The following is a 19,760-nucleotide window of genomic DNA, read 5'->3' on the forward strand; positions in this document are numbered from 1 at the left end:
GGGCAAGGGCAACCAGTACCCGCCCGGCCCCGGCGTCCCCGAACTGCGCACCGCCGTCGCCGACCACCAACGGCGCTTCTACGGACTCGACTTCGACCCCGACACCGAGGTCCTGGTCACCGCCGGCGCCACCGAGGCCATCGCCGCCGCGATGCTCGCGCTGCTCGAACCCGGCGACGAGGTCATCGCGTTCGAGCCCTTCTACGACTCCTACGCCGCCTGCATCGCGATGGCCGGCGCCGTCCGGGTCCCCCTGACCCTGCGCGCCCCCGACTTCCGCCCCGACCTCGACGCCCTGCGGGACGCCGTCACCCCGCGCACCCGACTGCTCCTCCTGAACAGCCCGCACAACCCCACCGGCATGGTCCTCACCCGCGAGGAACTGACCGCCATCGCCGAACTGGCCGTGGAGCGCGACCTCCTGGTCGTCACCGACGAGGTCTACGAGCACCTCGCCTACGACGACGCCGAGCACATCCCGCTGATCTCCCTGCCCGGCATGCGCGACCGCACCGTCTCCATCTCCTCGGCCGGCAAGACCTTCTCCTTCACGGGTTGGAAGGTCGGCTGGGTCACGGCGTTTTCACCTACCTATTGGCGTCGTGGTGCGGATACCCGTGCACGCCCTCTCGCCGGATCGCTTGCATAAATCCCAAGCAGCGTGCACTTACCTCAGACGCGGGTTACTCTCCTGAGACCCTTAGAGATTCCCAAACTGTGTGCACCCAGCGGCGCGTGGGCTCCGTCTTCTACTGTCCTTCCTGAAGCCGGGAATCACGCGGCTCGTCCGCGTCCGGGGAGATCACCCTCGACCTCAGGAAGGAACCACGTGCAGCTGAGGCTGATGTACATGACCATCGCGGTCCTCGCAGCGCTCGTTGTCGCTCTGGCCGGCGGCCTTGTCACCCTCGTCGAGGGAGGACGGGGCACAGCGGCCATCAGGACCGGAGCACTGACCTTCGTCGGCACCTTGGGCCTCTTCATCGCGATCATGACAGCGCTTGGTCTGGTGAGCGCGTGAACAGCACGGCCCCCGCTCGGGGGCTCGCACAGACCGCGCAGTCACCCTCATCCGACCAGGTGCTCGTGAAGGTGAGTCAACACCTCAAGCAGCTATCACGGTTGATGAACACACCCGACGCGACTCGACTGGCCCTCGGGCTGCTCTACCTGAGCCGGGCCGCGCGCGCTGCTTCCGGACCGGGTGTACCGACGTGGGGGTGGTTGCTGAGCCAGTCGGTAGAGCGCAATTCGGGTATTCGCTCTGCTGTGAGCAAGTGCCTGGCCTACCATCTCCCCGCGATCGAGTACCTGGACGCCGACGCGGGCACGATGAACCTGGTGCCGGTTCCCCCGCCCGGCTCCGAAGAACTCCTGCACGCCCTGGTCGAGGTGATCGGGGCTGCCCAGCAGGTCGGCCCCCTTCTCGACCAGTGCCTGCGCGACCTCTCGACGTCTCAGGCGGACGGCAGCAACTACTTCACCCCCGCCGACGTGGCACGTCTCATGGTCGGCGCTGCCGCACCCCGTGACGGACACAGCGTGCTGGACCCGGTCTGTGGTTCGGGGGGATTGCTGGTCGAGAGCCATCGACACGTCCAGGAACGCGTCGGGCTGAGTCCGGCCATGTCCTTGCTTGGAAAGGAGCAGCACGGCCCCACCTCACAGGTGGCCCGCATGAACTTCGCCGTACGGGCGATCGCGGCCCGCGTCTTGCCGCCAGGGGACAGCCTCGCGGAGCCCGAACCCGAGCGCCACGAAATCATCCTGGCCAACCTGCCCTTCAACCAACGTGACTGGAGGCCGGAGGACAGGTCCACCCAAAGCAACCGCCAGTCGTCTCCCCCTACTCGTGTCGACCCGCGGTGGCCGGAGGAACCGCCGTCCAGAGGTGCCGCCAACGCCGCGTGGATCCAGCACATCGTGCATGCCTTGGCCCCGACGGGACGCGCTGCCTTCCTGATGGCCGACAACGTGGCCAACAGCCGACAGGCCGCGCCTGTGAGGCTTCGGGAACGCCTTCTGCGTGATGACCTCGTCGAGTGCGTGATCGCCCTGCCGCCCCGTGTGTTCGGCCACGCCCAGGCTCCTGCCTGCCTGTGGGTGATCAACAAGAACAAGACCGCGCGGCCCGACTGGGGTGTCCTGGACCGTCGCCGCCAGGTTCTCTTCATCAACGCGCGACGAGCTTTCGAAGCCGATTCGAAGTCGCGGGCACGGCGGCTCGGCGACACGAACACTGACCTGATCCTGGGCACCCTCGCGGCCTGGCGGGGCCTGACCGAGAACGGAGCGACGGCGGCGCCTTACGAGGACAAAGAAGGCTGGTCACTTAGCTGTTCCACGGAGGAAATCGCACGTCGCGAACACAGCCTCATGCCCACGTCTTACGCCGTGGATCCACTCATCCCCGAGCGGGAGACGCAGAGCCGGATCAGGGAACTCAAGCTCGGTCTGGCGGATCAGCTCGACCGGATGCATGACCTAGAGGCCCAACTGCTGGACGCGTTGGAGGAGATCTGATGGAAGAGACGCTCCCCCGGAACGACGCGGACACCTCGGCATGGCCGGTGACCTCCATCGAACGCGCCGGCATCTACGCCACTTGCGGCTTCCTTGATGACGACGAAGCCGATCGAGTACAAGGGATCGTCAGCTCGACGCACGTCCACAACGGCAGGATCCTCTCGCCTCGATCCGGTGATCGCGCGCCTCGGAATTCCACGCGCACCCGGGTGATTCTCCAGCAGGGAGACCTCGCCGTCGTACTCGTCAGGCGCGTCGGTGACTCCGCGCCGGTCACCGCCGAGCACGCGGGCTGGACCGCGACCAGGTCAATCGGAATCGTCCGTGCCGAACCACACCTCACGGAATGGCTGCGCCTCTGGCTGCAGACGCCCACGGCACGGGCCTGGATCGACGGAGAAGTGACGGCGCACGTCGAACCCACCGTGAGCATTCGTGCCCTCCGCGACATGCTGTTTCCCCTGCCGCCGAAAGACGCCATCACCGCCTACCAGAGGGTCTTCGGGCTCATCGAGGAGCTCACCGCCCACCACCGGGACACCGCACGCGTCGTGATGGAGACGGCCGACGCGCTCCACGCCGACTGCGCTGCGACGCTTCCGTCCCAGAAAACGCACTTCCTTGCCGATGTCGCCAAGCTGCGGACGGGCAAAGGATCCGAACGCTCGCTCATCTCTCAGACAGCGGAGCCGGTCCTCGGCGTGATCGCTCCCAGCGACCTCTTCGACCTCGTCGTCCCCCATCTTGAGTCGTTCCGTCTGATGGGCTCTGCGGACAGCGGCCAGACGTACCCCCCCGGAACTTTGATGCTGAGCACCCGTCCCGACGGTGCGCACATTGCGGTGACGCATCTCCTGGCGTCGCCCCTCAGAAGCGTCGTGGCCGTGAGGCCCGTCCAAGAGCAGGACCGCTGGTGGCTGCTCCACGAACTCAGAAGCCGTAGCGCGGACATCACGCAGAGGACGCAAGGTCGGAACAGCCGGGAGATCTCCGCCGCCGCCCTCAAGCGGCAGGAGGTCACATGGCCTGACGAGTTCACACGCGCTGAGTTCCACGCGACGGTAGATCCACTACACGCGGTGGCACGGAATCTGGTCTCGAAGGTCGCGACGCTGCAGGCCCTGCGGGATGCACTCCTGCGCGACATCTCGGCGAAGGCCGGTGTCCTCCGGGAACCGACGACGGACCCGGAAGAGGATGGCGCCCGCGCGTCCCATCCCAATTCGGTACCGCCTTCCCACGTGGACTGGACCAGCAATGCGTCAGGATGTTTCCAGGAAGCTTCTTGGGCGCCCGAGTGAGAACGGTGGAGACATGAACACCAGGCCGCTGCTGAACCGCAGGCTGGACGGGCTCGGGACGACGATCTTCGCGGAGATGTCGGCGCTGGCGGTGACGACTGGCGCGATCAACCTCGGCCAGGGGTTTCCGGACACGGACGGTCCGGAGGCGGTACGGGAAGCCGCGGTGCGCGCTCTGCGGGACGGCCGCGGCAACCAGTACCCGCCGGGTATGGGCGTACCGGAGCTCCGCGGCGCCATCGCCGACCACCAAGGGCGCTTCTACGGGTTGGGCTTCGACCCTGACACGGAGGTACTGGTCACCGCGGGCGCAACCGAGGCGATCGCGGCGGCGATGCTGGCACTGCTGGAACCGGGCGACGAGGTGATCGCGTTCGAACCGTTCTACGACTCCTACGCCGCGTGCGTCGCAATGGCTGGCGGCGTCCGGGTCCCGCTGATCCTGCGCGCCCCCGACTTCCGCCCCGACCTCGACGCCCTGCGCGACGCCGTCACCCCACGCACCCGGCTGCTGCTCCTCAACTCCCCGCACAACCCCACCGGCATGGTGCTGACCCGCGACGAGCTGACCGCCATCGCCGAACTCGCCGTCGAGCGCGACCTCATCGTGGTCACCGACGAGGTCTACGAGCACCTGGTCTTCGACGGCGAGCACATCCCGCTGGTCTCCCTTCCTGGGATGCGCGACCGCACCGTCTCCATCTCCTCGGCCGGCAAGACGTTCTCGTTCACGGGTTGGAAGGTTGGCTGGGTTGCGGCCTCCGCTCCCCTGGTGGCGGCCGTTCGCACCGCCAAGCAGTTCCTTACCTACGTCGCCTCCGGCCCGTTCCAATACGCCATCGCGGAGGCCCTCCGCCTCCCCGACGACTACTTCACTGCCTTCCGCGACGACCTCCGGGCCAAGCGAGACCTCCTGGCCGACGGCCTCACTGCGGCCGGGTTCGAGGTCTACCGTCCCCAGGGCACCTACTTCGTCACGACGGACATCGCGGCCCTCGGCGAGAAGGACGCCCTCGCCTTCTGCCGCTCCCTCCCCGAACGCTGCGGAGTGGTCGCCGTCCCCAACTCCGTCTTCTACGACCACCCCGACGCCGGCCGCACGCAGGTCCGCTTCGCCTTCTGCAAGAAGCACGACGTCCTCCAAGAAGCCGCGAGCCGCTTGCGGCCCTTGGACGGAGAATGCGGGCGCTGACACTGACCGGGCAGGGCCAAGCCCCGTGCTCGTGGCTGCACGCGATGTCCCCGTCAGGCAGCTTGTCAGGCCAGAGACCAGGCATGACCGCCGACTACGCCGCGAGTCGACCCAACAGGGCGTCGAGTTGGCGCACCGTGTCGTCGGGGTCGGTGTGGTGGATCGCCGTGATACCCAATGCCTCGGCCGGGGGCAGGTTCTGGGCGTGGTCGTCAACGAACACGCACTCCGGGCCGGTCAGCCCCAGCGCGTCCAGAGTCCGCTGGTAGATGAGAGGGGAGGGCTTCCGGACCCCTTCCAGTTCGGAGAGGATCACCGCGTCGAAGCCATCGAGCATGCCGAGTTCGGCGTAGGGGTTGAAGGGCTCCAGGCCGAAGCTGTTCGAGAGCATGGCGACCTTGATGCCTGCGGTGCGGGCGCGCTCGACGGCGTCCATGATCACGGCCGCGGGGTGGAGGTTGGCCAGGGCACGCCGCATCAGGTCGGTGGGGTCGATGCCGAGGATCTTGCCGATTGCCTGGTTCCAGTCCTCCTGCGTGGCGCGGCCGACTTCGAGGTCGGCGTAGACCCGGACGCCTTCGGGGTGGTCGTTGAGAGCGGCGAAGTACGCGCCCGGCTCGAGCCCTTCGGACTTCTCGAAGGCTTGCCCGTTGAGCCTCATCTGGGTGGTGAGGACACCGCCGAAGTCGAGGATCAATCCACGGTAGGACAAGGCAACTCCTTGCTCGACAGGCTGAAGTACGGGGGCTTCATCCCTTCCCGGAGAGGGGCCGGCTGCTGTGCGCCGGCTCCGGGGGAGGGGAATTCCAGTATCGCGCGTCCGGGACATGGGCAGGCATACGCTCTATGGGAGTGCCCCGTCCGTGCGCACAGAGAGGCCACCCCATGGCGATCCCGCGGCAGTTCACGATCGGCGAGCGCATCAAGTACTACCGGGAGCAGCGCGGTCTGTCGCAGAAGGCGTTCGCCGAGCTGACCGGCCACAAGGAGAACTGGGCGTACAAGGTCGAGCATGACCAGTTGCCCATCGACAAGCTCTCCACCCTCCTGACCGTGGCGCGGGTCCTGCACGTGAAGGATCTCGCGGACCTCACCGGCGGCTACCTGAGCGGCAGCGCGCTGGGGCCGGAGAACGAGCACCAGCACGTGCCGGAGATCCGCCGCGCGCTGTCGCTGCCGTCATCCCTGCTTCCGCTCACGGTCGGCCCCGTCTCGCCGGCGGGGCTGGCGGAATCTGTGGCCGGCGCGTGGAAGGTCTACGAGACGCAGGCCGAGGACCGCTACGCCGTCGTCGGGGAGGTCCTGCCCAACCTCCTGCGCCAGGGACACGCCGCACTGCGGGATGCCCAGGACGCCGAGGCGGAAGCCCTGGTCCTGCGCGAGCTCATCAGCCTTTACGGCCTGCACCAGATCTGGCTTCGACGCGTCGGCGAGCCGACGCTTGCCCGCATCGCAGCGGACCGTGGACTGGCCCTCGCCGACGACGCGAAGGACCCCGCTCTTCTGGCGGCGGCCGCCTGGAACCTGTCCTGCGTGCTCACATCGACCGGCAATGTCGACGACAGCGTGGAACTCGCCCGGCAGGCCATCGCCACCTGCAAGCCCGGTGAGGACGCAACACCGGAGCACCTGTCCGCGTACGGGGCCCTGCACCTCCAGGCCGCGGTCGCCGCCGTCCGCGCCAACCTGGGCCCGGTCGCATGGGACCTGTTCCGGGCAGCGGAGCGATGCGCCGCGCAGCTCGGAGAGGACCGCAACGACTGGCACGCCTGCTTCGGACCGACCAACACCGCCATGCACGGGGTGCACCTCGCGGCGGAGGAGGGCGACACCAGCGAAGCGCTGCGCCTGGCGGACAGCGTGCACGTACCCGGATCGATGCCCATGGAGCGGCGGGCGCGGTACATGATCGAGTTGATGAACTGCAATCGCATCCAGAAGGACGACTACGCGACCGTCTACATGCTGCGCGGCCTGGTCGAGCAGTCGCCCGAAGAAGTCACGTTCTCCCCGCTGGTCCGTGAAGCGGTCACCGACCTGCTGAAGCGCGAGCGGCCGACGTTCCGCGACGACCTCCGGAAGATCGCCAAGCACGTGGGGATCGCCGCATAGTGATGGCGTGAACCCTTAGCGTGAGGCAACCCTGATTTTTTCGAAGGGCTGCCGCGCACAAGTGTCCCTAGTTTTACGTGGCATGAGGACACGTCACGCAGAGGCTGTCACAGCCGCCTTACCCGGCTGGTGGATTCAGCGCACCGCCGACCAGGGTGTCCACCACACTCACGCGGGGCGCCTCGCACTCCCCTTGTCCCTGTTCCAGGGTGAGGATCACCGGGCCGACGTCCCCCTCGTCATGACGGCGAAGGAAGCCGAGACCCTTGTCACCGAGCTGCGCCGCCTCCTGCGCCCCGGCTCCGCGAGAGAGCTGTCGTGAGGCGGCCCCGGCGCACCGCTGCCGAGCTCGTACGGCGTCTCGCCCTCGCGGACGCGTCCGTCGCGCCGATGCCCGCGCACCTGGTGACGGGGCCAAGCGCGCTCCGCTCCGGGAGCGTTCTCAGGCGAGGTATCTCGATCCCGCCGCCTGCGAGCGTCGGCCCGGGAGAGTATCCGCGATGACGACCACCTCCAGCAAACTGCTTGCCGAACTTCGCGGTGGCTCGGCCACGGACTTTCTCCCCACCGTCGTCGATGACCTCACGCTGGCCATCGACCACGAGGGCACGTCCCCGGACCAGGAGATACCGCCCTCTGCCGCGATCTGGGTCGGGAACCTCCGCCGGATCGGGGCGAAGAAACTCACCACCTGCGGTCTCTCCGTCGTCGCGGACGACGCGCAACTGCTCATCAGCGAACTCGTGACGAACGCTCTCCAGCACGGCACCGGCAACCAACTCGTCTTCCACCTGACCATCGGCACGGACGCGATCGTGATGGCGGTCTCGGACGGCTCGCCTGATCGCCCCGAGGTGCGCACAGCCAGCGTCGAGGAGGAGAGCGGGCGCGGCATGTTCCTCATCGACGCCCTCGCGGACACCTGGGGAGTCAGTCCCGACGGAACGACCACCTGGTGTGTCCTTCCTGTGCCTGCCTCGACGAGGAAGAGCCGAACGCCCAGGTGCAGCCGGCAGAACTCGCAACCGCCGTAGGCGCCCCCGATACCCCGCTCCAGTGGCATGCGGGCACGTCACCACCCTCGCTGCGTGCACCCCCGCCCCCGTGCGCGCGGCGGCGGGCAGTCCTGCCGCTGCTGGAGCGGCCCCTTCCCCGCTCCGGCCACGCCGAGTCAAGCAGGCAACCACTCCCCCAACTCCCCTGGGGTGTGACGGACTCACGGCAACCGCCCGTGGCCGGAGCGGGCCCCGCCCACTCGTACGAAGCGATCCGACGAAGGAGTCGAACACGATGCCCAGCCGCGGCCCACGACGCTTCATCTGCGGCCGGCAGACCTTCCTACCACCCCGCCTCGTCACCGCGGCGCTGGACGTGGCCGACGCCATCGACCCGGCCTGGGATGACCTCGTGTACGTCGCGGAGGAGGTGTACGACCTGCTGATCTGCACGCTCCAGCTTCACCGCGGGCCGGTACACCACGGCGCGGTGCTGAACCTGCGCGGGCCCGAGGCCGGCACGGTCTGGACCGTCTGGCGTGACCACACCGACCCCTGCTTGGCCATTGTGCTTCGCGACTGCCCCGCCAGATCCGACGGTGACGCGTGCAGCGAGTTCGCCGGGCACCCTGGCGCCCACAGCTGGGAACTGACCGACCCTCCCCGCTACCTCCACCTCCCCGAGCGGCCCTCGGCCCGGTACCCGCCCGGCCAGGCCCGGTCGCCCGATGGCCGCCTACTGCTTGCCGCTACCCGATTCCACCGCCCCGCCAGGAACAGGACACCCGCACCATGAACCCCGCGGTCCCCACGCTCTCCGCCTTACCCGTCCCCGCCGCTCCGCGGAAGGCGCGGCGGTGGACGATCACCACGACCACCGGCGAGACGGCCACTGGCCACCTTCCCGCCTGGGCCTCCATCGACCCCAGCGAACACGGCGTTCCGCCGGAGGAATTGGACACGCGCCTGGCCGACATCAACCACTCCACGCAGTTCCCCGGACAGGTCCTGCGCGTCTACTCGCCGGCCAACCCCGACGGGCGGCTGACGCCGGTGGAGGTACTGCACGGGAGTATCGACTGCAACCCCTTCGCGACCGTCCCCGAAGCCCGCGTCCCTGTGGTGAATCTGCGCCTGGCCGGGGAGTTCTGGCTCACCGACCTCGGCCCCGAGGAACTCGCCCATCTCGCGCACGGACTCCGCACGCTGGCCGACCGCCTCGACCACGGCACCATCCCCGCCCTGATCCACGCGCGCACCGACTGGACCACCCACCACCCGCCGAAGCCGCACGACTCCAACCGCTCCCCGAGCAGCGACACCAACGTGACCGCCGGGGGTATCACGTGATCCGCCAATGGAAGATCGCCCTCATCGCCGGCTGGACCGGACTCCTCGTGCTGACCGCACTCGCCATGACCATCGGCGTCGTCCTCGGACTCTCCATCGCCGGACAGCCCGCCCCCTGATCCGCTCCGGATACGGCCGGGACCGGTCGCCTGGCGAGGCATTCAGTCGAACTCCGCAGGCCACCCTTCCGGGTGGCGCGTGTCAGCCCCTGAAACATGGAGCCCTGGCTAACGTCCTCGCTGCCCCCAGGCCGAGGTGGGAGCACCAGCACCAACCTCCTGACAGAAGTAGGTCATCGGATGACTGCCATTGAAGACTCCACGGTTCGCGATCCCGACGCGCTGCGCGCGGCCATGGTCCGCGCGCTCCGCGACCAGGACGGGATCAGGACCGAGCCTGTCGCCGCTGCCTTCGCGGCGGTGCCCCGGCACCGATTCGTGCCGGACGCGCCTGCCGAGCTCGCCTACGACCCGCACCGCACCGTCCCGGTCAAGAAGGACGAACACGGGATGGACATCAGCGTCATGTCCGCTGCGCACCTCCAGGCCGTGATGCTGGAGCAGGCCGACGTGCAGACCGGCATGAAGGTCCTGGAGATCGGCTCCGGCGGCGTCAACGCCGCGTACCTCCAAGAACTCGTGGGCGCTGGCGGAGAAGTCACCACCGTCGACATCGACCGCGACATCATCGACCGCGCCCGCCGTTGCTTGAACGACACCGGATACACACTGGTCAGGACAGCCGTCGCCGACGGCGAGTTCGGCGTTGCCGGGAGCGGTCTCTACGACCGGATCATCGTCACCGCGGCCGCGTGGGACATCCCGCCGTCATGGATCAGCGGGCTCGCTGACAGCGGGCGGCTCGTCGTTCCGCTGACGATGTGCGGAACGACCCGTTCGATCGCCTTCGACCGCGACGGTACCGATCTGCTCAGCCGCTCCTACGGTCTGGCGCACTTCGTGCCCATGCAAGGCGAGGGGGCCGCAGAGGAACGGAAAGAGATGCTGCGGGACGGTGTCGCGCTCCAGACCGACGACGTACGGGTGTCCCTCAACACCCAGGCCCTGGATGACGCCCTGGACAGCCCCCGGCTGGTGCGATGGTCGGGTGCCGCCTACGACCTGCCCGACGAGTTGGAGCTGTACCTCACGCTGAACCTGTCCAGCGTCGCCAGGTTGCATGCGGACCAAAAGGTTATGGAGCGCGGACTCGTCAAACCCTCGGCTCGGCTCGGTGTGCCCGCTCTCGTCAGCGCGGACAGCTTCGCCTACCGCAGCCGCCGCGAGAACCCGGACACCGGCGGCTTCGAGAGCGGAGTGATCGCCCACGGCCCGCAGGCCGAGGCTCTCGCAGGTGAGTACGTCGACGTACTCCGCCGCTGGGCCCGCGACCACCGCCGTCGAGGCGCCGCGACATTCCGGTACCTGCCCGGCGCTGCTCCCTCCCCCCTGCCCCAGGACGCCGTGCTGCGGCGCCACGGAATCGTCACGGTGACCTGGAACTGAAACCCCCGGGCTCTCTCGGGACCCGGGCCACACCACTCAACGACCTCACAGGAGGCACGCATGACCGTTCAGATGGAACGCCCCGCTGCGCCCGCTCAGCCGGACGCCGAACAGCAGGACCTCGCCGACTTCGACCTGGACATCACCATCGTCGAAGGAGGCCCCGCCGCGGACCAGCTCATCCGCCTGACCAGCGACGGCTGCAACTCCACGTGCGCGACCGCGTGCGTGAGCTGCCCGTAAGCAGCATCGGACCGCGTTCACCGCGGCGTTTCGGCCGCGCCTGAGCCACGGGTGCGGCCGAACACCGCGCAACCTGAGGAGGGTGCGTGTACCGCTACGTTGACGCAGCAGTGGTCAGGGCCGCCGCGTGGAACCCTGACCGCCGGACTATGTGGCCGGACCTGACCGGCAGTTCAGCGAACACGGAGTCGTGGCGGGCCTGGCTGCGGCAGACATGGGCCGAGGACTTCGCCGCTGCCGTCACAGCGGCCAGCCCGGATCTCGCGCGTCGCGTCGAGCAGATTTGCGCCGGTGCGTCGCCGACGGAGTCCGTGGTGCGGCGCACCGTGCTGGCCACCGTGCGCTATCTGCTGCGCGCCCGCACACGGGCCACTCCGTTCGGCCTGTTCGCCGGGGTTTCGGCGGCACGGACCGGCAGCGCAGTCGCGCTGCGCGTGGGTACCGGACACCGTGCCGTTGCCAGGCCCGACGCGGCAACCAGTGCGGCCCTCATCGACCGCTTCGAGCAGCACTCCGCGCTTCGGCCGCACCTGATGCTTCTGGCCTCGTCCCTCGCCGTCGAACGCGACGGCCATATGGTGATCGAGCACCGTCCGAGCGGAACGCGCGACGGTGCCCCTGCACAGGTCCGGATACGCGTGACAGGGCCGGTCCGCGCAGCACTGGACGGTGCGAGGACCCCGATCCTGTGGAGCGATCTCGTCGCGAAACTCTCCGCCGGCTTTCCGAGTGCTCCTCCTGCCGCAATCGAGAAGCTCCTCCTGGGCCTGATCGAGCAACGCTTCCTGCTCACCAGTCTCCGCCCCGGGATGACGACTCCCGATCCGCTCGCCGGATTACTCGGACACGTGCAGCACCTCGCGCCCGTCGACGCCGCGGAGTTACGCGGGACCCGCAAGAGCGCGATCGACCTGCGCGCGGACTGGGACCTGACCATCCCCGAGTCGGTGGCCCGAGAAGCGGCGGCGGCTGCGCGGATACTGACCCGCCTCGCGCCCCGTGCGGCGCTGACCGGTTGGACCGAGTGGCACGAGCTGTTCCTCGAACGGTACGGACCGCGCGCGGCCGTTCCGGTCCTCGACGCCATCGACGCCCTCGGGTACCCGCCCGGCTTCCTCGGTGCCACGACGGTCCCGGCATCGGTCCCGCTGCCCGACCGCGACGGCCGTCTCATCAAGCTCGCTCACGCCGCCGGGATGCAGGGTCGTCTCGACGTCCAACTCGACGACGAGGCCGTCGAGGCGCTGGCGACCACCGACTCGGGTCATCCTGTGCAGCCGAGCACCGAGGTGACCGTGCGCATCGAAGCCACGAGCGTCTCCGCTCTTCAGCAGGGCCGCTTCAGCCTGCACGTCGTAGGAGTGGCGCGCTCGGCCGGGGCAACCACCGGACGATTCCTGAGCCTGCTGGACGACGAGGACCGCCACCGGATGACCGAGGCTTATGCCGGGCTTCCCGTCATTCACCGAGGCGCGCTCATCGCGCAGATCAGTTCCATCCCACTGACCGTGGCCGCCGAGAACGTCGCGCGTGCCCCACAAGCGACCGAGCTGGTCGTCTCGCTCGGCGACTACCAGAGCCCGTTCACCAGCGTCGTACCGCTGACCGACCTGGCCGTCACCGCTGACGCCAAGCAGCTGCACCTGGTCTCACTCTCCCGCCGCCGACCGGTGCACACCCTCCTGCTCAACGCCGTGGACCTGGGCTATCACTCTCACCCGCTGGCGCGGTTCCTGGCGGAAGCGCCCGTCGCGCTGGCCGTCCCGTGCACCGGGTTCATGTGGGGGACCACCGCATCCAACCTGCCGTTCCTGCCCGCACTCCGCTACGGGCGCACGACCCTGTCACCGGCTCGGTGGCTCCTCACCAGCGACGATCTCCCCGACGCCGCAAAGCCGTGGCCGCAATGGGACGAGGCCCTGGCCCACTGGCGCACCAACGCGCGTCTGACCGAGCACGTGTACCTGACGGAGGCCGACCAGTGCTTGGCCCTGGACCTGACGGAACCCTCACACCGCGCCTTACTGCGCGCCCACCTGGACCGCGACCGCAAGGTGACGCTGCGCGCCGCGCCGCAACCCGAGGACCTGGGGTGGACGGGTGGCCGGGCACACGAGGTCGTCATCCCCTTGGCTGCGGACCAGAACCTCGCCCCCGTTCGTACACCGGGCCACGTCGTCAGCCGTGAGCACGGCCACCTGCCCGGCTGCCGCGACCGCATCAACCTCAAGCTCTACGGTCATCGAGACCGGCAGAATCCGCTCCTGACCCGGCACGTGCCGACCTTGCTGGGCGAACTGGACCTCGACCACTGGTGGTTCATCCGCTACCGGGACGCGAGCGACCACCTGCGCATCCGCCTCGCGTGCGTACCCGGAACCCTCGGTAGTTGCTTCGAGCAGATCGGACAGTGGACCCGGCAGCTCCGGCGCCAGGGATTCATCAGCCACGCGAGCGTGGACACCTATTACCCGGAGATCGCACGGTTCGGCGGTCCGACCGCGATCGACGCGGCCGAACGGTACTTCGCCGCCGACTCCGCCGCAGCAGTGGCCCAACTCAACTCCGCACCCGAAACAGATGCGTTGGACGTCCAGGCGACGACAGCCGCGAGCATGGTCGACATCGTCACCGGTCTGATCGGCGACACCGCCACGGCAATGCAGTGGCTCATCGAGCACACCTGGACCACCCCGAGCCCCCCACCGCGGGCCGTCTATCGCCAGACGGTCGGCTTGGTGAACGTCCACCCCGAGTGGCTGGGCGAGCGCGTCACCACGGCCTGGTCCGCACGAAACGAGGCCCTGACCGCGTACCGGCACACACTCGTGAAGGCGGGCGTGGAGCCCGAAGATCTGCTGCCGGACCTGCTGCACCTCCACCACGTCCGGGTGCACGGGCCTGACCTGCCCGGAGAAAAGAGGCACCTGCACCTGGCAAGAGCGGCCGCTCTGAGCTGGACGGCACGCACCAGGAGGACACCGTGATCAAGGCATCTCGTGCGGCGAGCGCGCTGTCGGTCTCCGATCAACTCGCCTGCTCCCTGGCCGATCCGGCCACGGCGTGGCCTGGAGGCCGGCCCGCCGTAGGCCGTGCCTGGCCCCAGTCCCTCGCCGGAGGAGCCGCCGGCATCACCCTGCTGCACGTCGAACGCGCCCGCAGCGGCCAGGGCGACTGGAACACCGTGCACAGGTGGCTCGGCACCGCCCTGCACGGGGACATCAGCGCCGCGGCCAACGCGAACCTCTACTTCGGCGCACCCGCGCTCGCGTTCGTCACGCATATGGCGGCCAGCGTAACCGGCCGATACGCACGCATCCTGGAACGCCTGGACGCGGCAACCGTCACCGTCACCCGAAAGCGCCTGGCCGCGGCCCACGCACGGATCAGCCGCGGCGAGCAACCCCCGATGGAGGAGTTCGACCTGATCCAGGGCCTCGCCGGACTGGGTGCCTACCACCTGAGCCGCCACCCGGGACGCGAGATCACCCGGGAGGTCCTGGCCTACCTGGTACGCCTGGCCGAACCCCTGCTCGGCCCAGTCGGTCCGCCCCCTTGGTGGATGGAGGTCGCGCCCACCGGAATACCCCAACCCGACTACCCCGGCGGCCACGGCAACTTCGGGCTCGCCCACGGTGTCGGCTCCGTCCTGTCCGTGCTGTCCAAGGCCCTGCTCACCGGCCTGGCCGTGCCCGGCATGACGGACGCCGTCGCGCGTATCTGCGCGTGGACCGACGACTGGCGTCAAGGCGAACGGAGCCGCCCATGGTGGCCGGGCCAGATCACCGTGGAGCAGGCAGTCGCCAGGTACGTTCACCCGGACCTCCGCCCTCGACCGTCGTGGTGCTACGGAGTCAGCGGCACCGCCCGGGCCCAGCAGTTGGCAGGACTGGCTCTGGGTGATCCGGCCCGCGTGCAAGACGCTGAGAACGCGATGCTCGCGGTCCTGCACGACCCCCAGCGACTGGCCGAGCTGCCCGAAGTCGGGCTGTGCCACGGCATGGCCGGACTCCTGCACTCCGCGTGGCGGATGTCCACGCAGACGCACAACCCGGAGATCCGCGCGGAGTTGCCGCGACTGACCGACCGCCTGATCACCGCTCTCGACCGGAGCGACCACGACCCCGAGCTCCTCGACGGAACCGCCGGAGTCGCGCTTGCCCTTCACACCATCGGCACGGGCCATGCGCCCGCACCGCACTGGGACACCTTCCTCGCCCTCGCATGAACTCCGGAGGCCCGCCACATGAACCCATCTGCTTGGTGCCAGGCGAACATCGCCTTCCGGGACTGGGACAGCGCCGAGGCCACCGCCCTGGCGCGAATCTCCCCGCTCCTGCGCACGGCCGAGGATGAAGAGGCCATCACCGCATGGTTCATCGTCCGCAAACGCCCGTGCTGGCGAGTGCGCTACCAGCCTGCCGTCGGCGGGACGGACCCTATGTGCCGGGGCCTCGACGTACTGACGACGCAGGGGCACATCGAAGGCTGGACGCAGGCCGTCTACGAACCCGAGGTCCACGCCTTCGGCGGCCCCGAGGCCATGGCATCCGCCCACCGGCTCTTCCACCGCGACAGCCGCAACATCCTGGGCCTCGTTCAGAACGAAGCCGGCACCCACCGCCGCGAGACGTCCCTCATACTCTGCGGCCTGCTGATGCGTTCCGCCGGGCTCGACTGGTACGAGCAGGGCGACATCTGGGCCCGGGTCTCTGATCACCGACCCCTACCGTCAGGCTCCAAACGAGACGACTGCCACCCAATGCACACCGCCGTGCGCCGTCTGCTCTGCGTCGACCCGACATACGCGACGCGGCCGAACGGACCTCTCGCCCACGCCGCGGAACGGGCCCGTGCCTACGCGCAAGCCGGGGCCGAACTGGCCGAACTCACTGCCTCCGGGCGCCTCCACCGTGGTCTACGCGATGTCCTGGCCCACCACGTAATCTTTGCCTGGAACAGGATCGGCCTGCCCTACGCCATCCAGGCCGCACTCACAGCTGCCGCCAAGAGCGTCGTCTTCGGGCTGGACTCCACCACCGGGAGGAGCACCGCGAACCGTGTGGAAACCACCTGACGCACTGGCTCGCCGATTTCCCCTCGTTGCACGTCCCCGCCCAGCCTGCCTGCCCCTGCCCCAGCGCGTGGATGCGCTCACGGAACTCGCTGCGGCCGCAGAGAAGCTGGCCGACCCGAGCGCGGCTTCGACCGTCCACAACCGGGCTGCCCTGATCGCCTCTGACGTCGGTGTTCCGGATGTCGCCCGCGCTATGTGCCTGCAACACGCGGTCGCCTACCTCGACGCCACGCCTCTGCCCGCCGACGCCGCGATCCGTGCCCTCGAACCTGTCGTCAACCTCGCGCGCCTCCAACTCCGTGCCGGACAAGCCGATGCCGCCCGCCAACACCTCCACTCGCTGTTCCAAGCCGTCAGCACCAGGAGCTCCGTCGAGGTCGAGGGCATCACGGTGCCAGCGGACATCGTGGCGAACGCAACTGACCGTCGCCGCGTCCGGACTTGGCTGTGGGGCGTCCTCCTCGCCGACGGCACCCGTGCCCTGACCGCCGCCGGCCGCTGGAGCGAAGCACTCGCCCACGTCGAGGCGCACCGCGGTGTCGGCCACCGCATGCTCGACGGCCGCCAGGTCGCAGTCCTCGCGGCCATCACGGACGGCAAGTACCTGCAAGCCCGAAGCCTCCTGGCCGGTACAGCACCAGGAGAGACATGGGAGGGCAACGTCACGGACTACCTGACGGCCTTGAGCCTCCGCACGTCGGGCGGGCCTTGGCGGCGCATTCTGGGTGATCTACTGACCACCTACCTCGAACGCCCGGACCGGGACGGCATGACCGTCTTCGACACAAGATTCGGTCTCGCCGTGCTGGACATCGTCGACGATCCCACGGACCCGATGACTCGCCTGGTGGTCGCAGAACTGCACCGGCGGGCGATGGCCACGACCGACGGCTACGCAGCCCGTGAAACCCTCGACCACCCCCTCTTCGCCGCCCTCGCCACCGAGCAGGAGGCGCAGGACTGCTGTGCCCTCGTCGGTGCCTGTTCGCTCGGAACCGGAACGCTCCCGATTGAGCTGGGCGAGTTGCTCACGGAGGCGCTCCGAACGAGCGAGCGCGTCATCCGCCGCGGCCTTGACTGATCAGACCGCCATACGGACTCCCCCGGATGGCGCGGCCCGTAGGTCCGCGAGAGCTCTCGAAGCGATCTGACTGAGCAGCGGGAGTGAGCCGAAACCGGGTCTTCCTCACCAAAAATCGACATTCAGGGCGAATTGCCGAAATGATCAACGACCGAGTCCCGCTGACGAATCGAGATTATCGCCGCGATCCGGCCCCAGTGCCTGTCGGCGGGCACACGTTGGAGCGTTCAGCGGCGTAGCTGGAGTGTCGTCAGTAGGCTGTACGTGGTTGCGTCCCCGCTGGTGTCTTTCGAGAGGCGAGAATGGCTGAGTTCATCCCCGGTGTCGGCGCCGGGTCGTTACTTCGTTCGGAACTGCTTACGGACGGCCGGTCGACCCGTATCGGCGCGATCCATCAGATCGACTACGGTCAGGCGGTCGTGCTGACCCATGACCGCTGGAAATTCGACGCCGGTGGCATTCCTCAGTTCTCGTTCCTGCTCGCGACCGCACAGGACCTCAACGATCCCCGCGTCGATGACGACGAGGTGTTGCTACTACGTGTCGAGGGCACGTCACCACTGTCTCTTGAGCGCGACCTACACGCCGTGCGCGAGGAGTCTCTGAGGACGGCGCTTTCCAAAACCCAGGACCCAGCGCCATCCGCCGTACTTGACGCGGAGCTTGACCCATTCACCAAGAACCGAGTCTCATTCACTGGTGTTCGATGCAAAATCCTCGGCACGTTCTACGAAGACGAAGTGGACGGGCAGAAGGTTCTGGAGTTCGGAGCCGATGTGGATAACTTCTATGCTACGTCCACGTATAGAGTTTTGAAGCCGATCGGCGAGGGTCTCGCCACAGTTGCGTCGTATCTCAAGCCCTCTGGGCGACCAGTGGAACGTGTGCGCATCGGCGCGGTGCGGTACACCGCGACACGGAGGCGCGCGAAGACCTCCAAACAGGCTGACGCTGCGGTCGAAGTCAACATCCGTGACTTCATTGGTAACAAGACTGCTCTGCTCGGGATGACCCGAATGGGTAAGTCGAATACCGCGAAGATCATCATTGCACGGACATTCGTAATCTCTGAGCGACAGCGCGCCACGGGAGGCCGCCCTATCGGTCAGCTGATCTTCGACCCGCAGGGAGAGTACGCCAACCCGACCGTGCAGGACGGTACCGAGATCGCGGCGATCGGAGCTAACCACGTCCGGATTTTCAAGTTCGGTGCCGACGGATCACAGCCCCACGTTAAGCCGCTTAACATCAACTTTTTCGCAGAGAACCAGATCGACGCCGTTCAAGGACTCATAGCCGACCAGTTGAGCGGCGAGGATTCCGGATACGTCAAGGACTTCGCTGGAACGTCCTATGCCGATGACCCGGCCAATCAGTTCAACGCTAACCCGGGTCGTGCACGGATGGTATTGTATGGCGCGTTGATGCGCGCAGGTTTCGCAGTGCCCTCAAACTTCACGACGCGGATCAACATTAAAGCCGAGTTGCAACAAAAGGTCGTACAAGGTCTGGGTCACAACCCGTTCACGCAAGCTGGCAGAACCGCCAACCTGGTTACTGTAGCCGCCCGGGAGATCGAGGCGGTCGTGGACAAGATCATCGAATTGTCCCAGGCCGGCGACACAGACGCGATCAGCTTCACAAAAGACGTGCGCTGGAAGAGTGTTGAGCCGATCTTCACGACGAAGAGCGGCAATCGCAACGTCCGTGGCTGGAAGAATCTGAACCCACTGCGTCCCTTCCATAGCCCATTGACACAGCAAGATCCCGCGCTAGAAATTTACAAAGAGCTAGTCGATGGTCGAATCGTCATTGTCGATCTTCACGTCGGCGCCGAGGCGATCACCAAGGTACTTAGCGAATCGATTACCCGACGGCTACTCTCCAAGCAGACCGAGGTATTCACGTCCGGGGAGGAACCCCCGCACATTCAGGTGATGCTTGAAGAGGCTCATAATCTGTTCTCGTCTGACCGCTACAAGGACCAATTGGATGTATGGGTTAAACTCGCCAAAGAAGCTAGCAAGCTCAACCTCGGCATGACTTACGCAACGCAGGAAGTCTCTGGTGTGGCACATCAGGTCAAGGCGAACACTGCCAACTGGGTTGTCGCCCACTTGAACAACACAACAGAGGTGCGCGAACTAGCCAAGTTTTACGACTTCGGTGCCTTTTCCGACGCGATCATCGCTTCCGAAGACCGGGGGTACGTGCGGCTAAAGACGCTCTCCTCGCCATACATCGTCCCAGTCCAGATCGATCGGTATGACATTGCGCTCGTCAATGAAGCACGAGCAGCAGCCGGCGACTCACCGCTGGCGCTGAACGGGACGGCATCATAGTGCCGTACGAGACCGTTAGTGGAGCTCACGAGATTG

Annotated in this window: 17 protein-coding genes and 1 pseudogene; 17 read left to right on the forward strand and 1 reads right to left on the reverse strand. The window is 67.6% G+C overall.

Annotated elements, in window-relative coordinates; translation table 11 throughout:
- The 5 genes and pseudogenes from AC13HU_RS03820 to AC13HU_RS03840 all read left to right on the forward strand — a co-directional run.
- A pseudogene (locus AC13HU_RS03820) lies at positions 1-580 on the forward strand (aminotransferase class I/II-fold pyridoxal phosphate-dependent enzyme); the annotation flags it as partial.
- Positions 581-850: 270 nt separating this feature from the next.
- Entirely contained in the window at positions 851-1,021 is a 171-nt protein-coding gene (locus tag AC13HU_RS03825; protein WP_483040282.1) for a hypothetical protein, read from the forward strand.
- The gene (locus tag AC13HU_RS03830) at positions 1,018-2,523 is read left to right on the forward strand and encodes an N-6 DNA methylase (protein ID WP_483040283.1); all 1,506 of its coding nucleotides are present in this window, start codon (positions 1,018-1,020) and stop codon (positions 2,521-2,523) included. Before AC13HU_RS03825 ends, AC13HU_RS03830 begins: the two co-directional genes overlap by 4 nt.
- On the forward strand, positions 2,523-3,827 hold the full coding sequence (locus AC13HU_RS03835; RefSeq protein ID WP_483040284.1) for a restriction endonuclease subunit S domain-containing protein: 1,305 nt from the start codon (positions 2,523-2,525) through the stop codon (positions 3,825-3,827). Before AC13HU_RS03830 ends, AC13HU_RS03835 begins: the two co-directional genes overlap by 1 nt.
- Before the next feature lie 13 nt (positions 3,828-3,840).
- On the forward strand, positions 3,841-5,019 hold the full coding sequence (locus tag AC13HU_RS03840) for a pyridoxal phosphate-dependent aminotransferase (RefSeq protein WP_483040285.1): 1,179 nt from the start codon (positions 3,841-3,843) through the stop codon (positions 5,017-5,019).
- A gap of 94 nt (positions 5,020-5,113) precedes the next feature.
- Here the strand turns inward: AC13HU_RS03840 and AC13HU_RS03845 are convergent, their stop codons facing one another.
- Complete coding sequence (locus tag AC13HU_RS03845; protein ID WP_483040286.1) at positions 5,114-5,731, reverse strand: HAD family hydrolase; 618 nt, start codon at positions 5,729-5,731, stop codon at positions 5,114-5,116.
- 173 nt (positions 5,732-5,904) lie between these two features.
- Here AC13HU_RS03845 and AC13HU_RS03850 point away from each other — a divergent pair, with 173 nt between their 5' ends.
- From AC13HU_RS03850 to AC13HU_RS03905, 12 genes are all read left to right on the forward strand, one after another.
- The gene (locus AC13HU_RS03850; RefSeq protein ID WP_483040287.1) at positions 5,905-7,131 is read left to right on the forward strand and encodes a helix-turn-helix domain-containing protein; all 1,227 of its coding nucleotides are present in this window, start codon (positions 5,905-5,907) and stop codon (positions 7,129-7,131) included.
- A gap of 500 nt (positions 7,132-7,631) precedes the next feature.
- Positions 7,632-8,165 carry an ATP-binding protein gene (locus AC13HU_RS03855; RefSeq protein ID WP_483040288.1) on the forward strand — a complete coding sequence of 178 codons (534 nt, stop codon included), beginning with the start codon at positions 7,632-7,634 and terminating at the stop codon, positions 8,163-8,165.
- A 256-nt stretch (positions 8,166-8,421) separates the two neighbouring features.
- The gene (locus AC13HU_RS03860) at positions 8,422-8,922 is read left to right on the forward strand and encodes a hypothetical protein (protein ID WP_483040289.1); all 501 of its coding nucleotides are present in this window, start codon (positions 8,422-8,424) and stop codon (positions 8,920-8,922) included.
- Positions 8,919-9,476 (forward strand): DUF6907 domain-containing protein, encoded by a 558-nt coding sequence (locus tag AC13HU_RS03865; protein ID WP_483040290.1) that lies wholly within the window; start codon positions 8,919-8,921, stop codon positions 9,474-9,476. Before AC13HU_RS03860 ends, AC13HU_RS03865 begins: the two co-directional genes overlap by 4 nt.
- Entirely contained in the window at positions 9,473-9,595 is a 123-nt protein-coding gene (locus AC13HU_RS03870) for a hypothetical protein (RefSeq protein ID WP_483040291.1), read from the forward strand. Before AC13HU_RS03865 ends, AC13HU_RS03870 begins: the two co-directional genes overlap by 4 nt.
- 180 nt (positions 9,596-9,775) lie before the next feature.
- Positions 9,776-10,981 carry a methyltransferase, FxLD system gene (fxlM, locus tag AC13HU_RS03875; protein ID WP_483040292.1) on the forward strand — a complete coding sequence of 402 codons (1,206 nt, stop codon included), beginning with the start codon at positions 9,776-9,778 and terminating at the stop codon, positions 10,979-10,981.
- A gap of 60 nt (positions 10,982-11,041) precedes the next feature.
- Entirely contained in the window at positions 11,042-11,224 is a 183-nt protein-coding gene (locus AC13HU_RS03880) for an FxLD family lanthipeptide (RefSeq protein ID WP_483040293.1), read from the forward strand.
- Between the two features lie 86 nt (positions 11,225-11,310).
- Positions 11,311-14,211 carry a lantibiotic dehydratase gene (locus tag AC13HU_RS03885; protein WP_483040294.1) on the forward strand — a complete coding sequence of 967 codons (2,901 nt, stop codon included), beginning with the start codon at positions 11,311-11,313 and terminating at the stop codon, positions 14,209-14,211.
- Positions 14,208-15,452, forward strand: a complete 1,245-nt coding sequence (locus AC13HU_RS03890) for a lanthionine synthetase C family protein (RefSeq protein WP_483040295.1) — start codon at positions 14,208-14,210, stop codon at positions 15,450-15,452. Before AC13HU_RS03885 ends, AC13HU_RS03890 begins: the two co-directional genes overlap by 4 nt.
- An 18-nt stretch (positions 15,453-15,470) precedes the next feature.
- Positions 15,471-16,301 (forward strand): thiopeptide-type bacteriocin biosynthesis protein, encoded by an 831-nt coding sequence (locus AC13HU_RS03895; protein WP_483040296.1) that lies wholly within the window; start codon positions 15,471-15,473, stop codon positions 16,299-16,301.
- Between the two features lie 67 nt (positions 16,302-16,368).
- Complete coding sequence (locus AC13HU_RS03900) at positions 16,369-17,382, forward strand: hypothetical protein (protein WP_483040297.1); 1,014 nt, start codon at positions 16,369-16,371, stop codon at positions 17,380-17,382.
- A 302-nt stretch (positions 17,383-17,684) separates the two neighbouring features.
- On the forward strand, positions 17,685-19,724 hold the full coding sequence (locus tag AC13HU_RS03905) for a helicase HerA domain-containing protein (protein ID WP_483040298.1): 2,040 nt from the start codon (positions 17,685-17,687) through the stop codon (positions 19,722-19,724).
- Positions 19,725-19,760: the final 36 nt, after the last annotated feature.

It is taken from the genome of Streptomyces sp. NH27 (assembly GCF_056859195.1).

Coding starts and splice junctions, on each gene's coding strand:
- AC13HU_RS03825 (WP_483040282.1), top strand. CDS start 851: ATGACCATCGCGGTCCTCGCAGCGCTCGTTGTCGCTCTGGCCGGCGGC.
- AC13HU_RS03835 (WP_483040284.1), top strand. CDS start 2,523: ATGGAAGAGACGCTCCCCCGGAACGACGCGGACACCTCGGCATGGCCG.
- AC13HU_RS03840 (WP_483040285.1), top strand. CDS start 3,841: ATGAACACCAGGCCGCTGCTGAACCGCAGGCTGGACGGGCTCGGGACG.
- AC13HU_RS03850 (WP_483040287.1), top strand. CDS start 5,905: ATGGCGATCCCGCGGCAGTTCACGATCGGCGAGCGCATCAAGTACTAC.
- AC13HU_RS03855 (WP_483040288.1), top strand. CDS start 7,632: ATGACGACCACCTCCAGCAAACTGCTTGCCGAACTTCGCGGTGGCTCG.
- AC13HU_RS03860 (WP_483040289.1), top strand. CDS start 8,422: ATGCCCAGCCGCGGCCCACGACGCTTCATCTGCGGCCGGCAGACCTTC.
- AC13HU_RS03865 (WP_483040290.1), top strand. CDS start 8,919: ATGAACCCCGCGGTCCCCACGCTCTCCGCCTTACCCGTCCCCGCCGCT.
- fxlM (WP_483040292.1), top strand. CDS start 9,776: ATGACTGCCATTGAAGACTCCACGGTTCGCGATCCCGACGCGCTGCGC.
- AC13HU_RS03880 (WP_483040293.1), top strand. CDS start 11,042: ATGACCGTTCAGATGGAACGCCCCGCTGCGCCCGCTCAGCCGGACGCC.
- AC13HU_RS03895 (WP_483040296.1), top strand. CDS start 15,471: ATGAACCCATCTGCTTGGTGCCAGGCGAACATCGCCTTCCGGGACTGG.
- AC13HU_RS03905 (WP_483040298.1), top strand. CDS start 17,685: ATGGCTGAGTTCATCCCCGGTGTCGGCGCCGGGTCGTTACTTCGTTCG.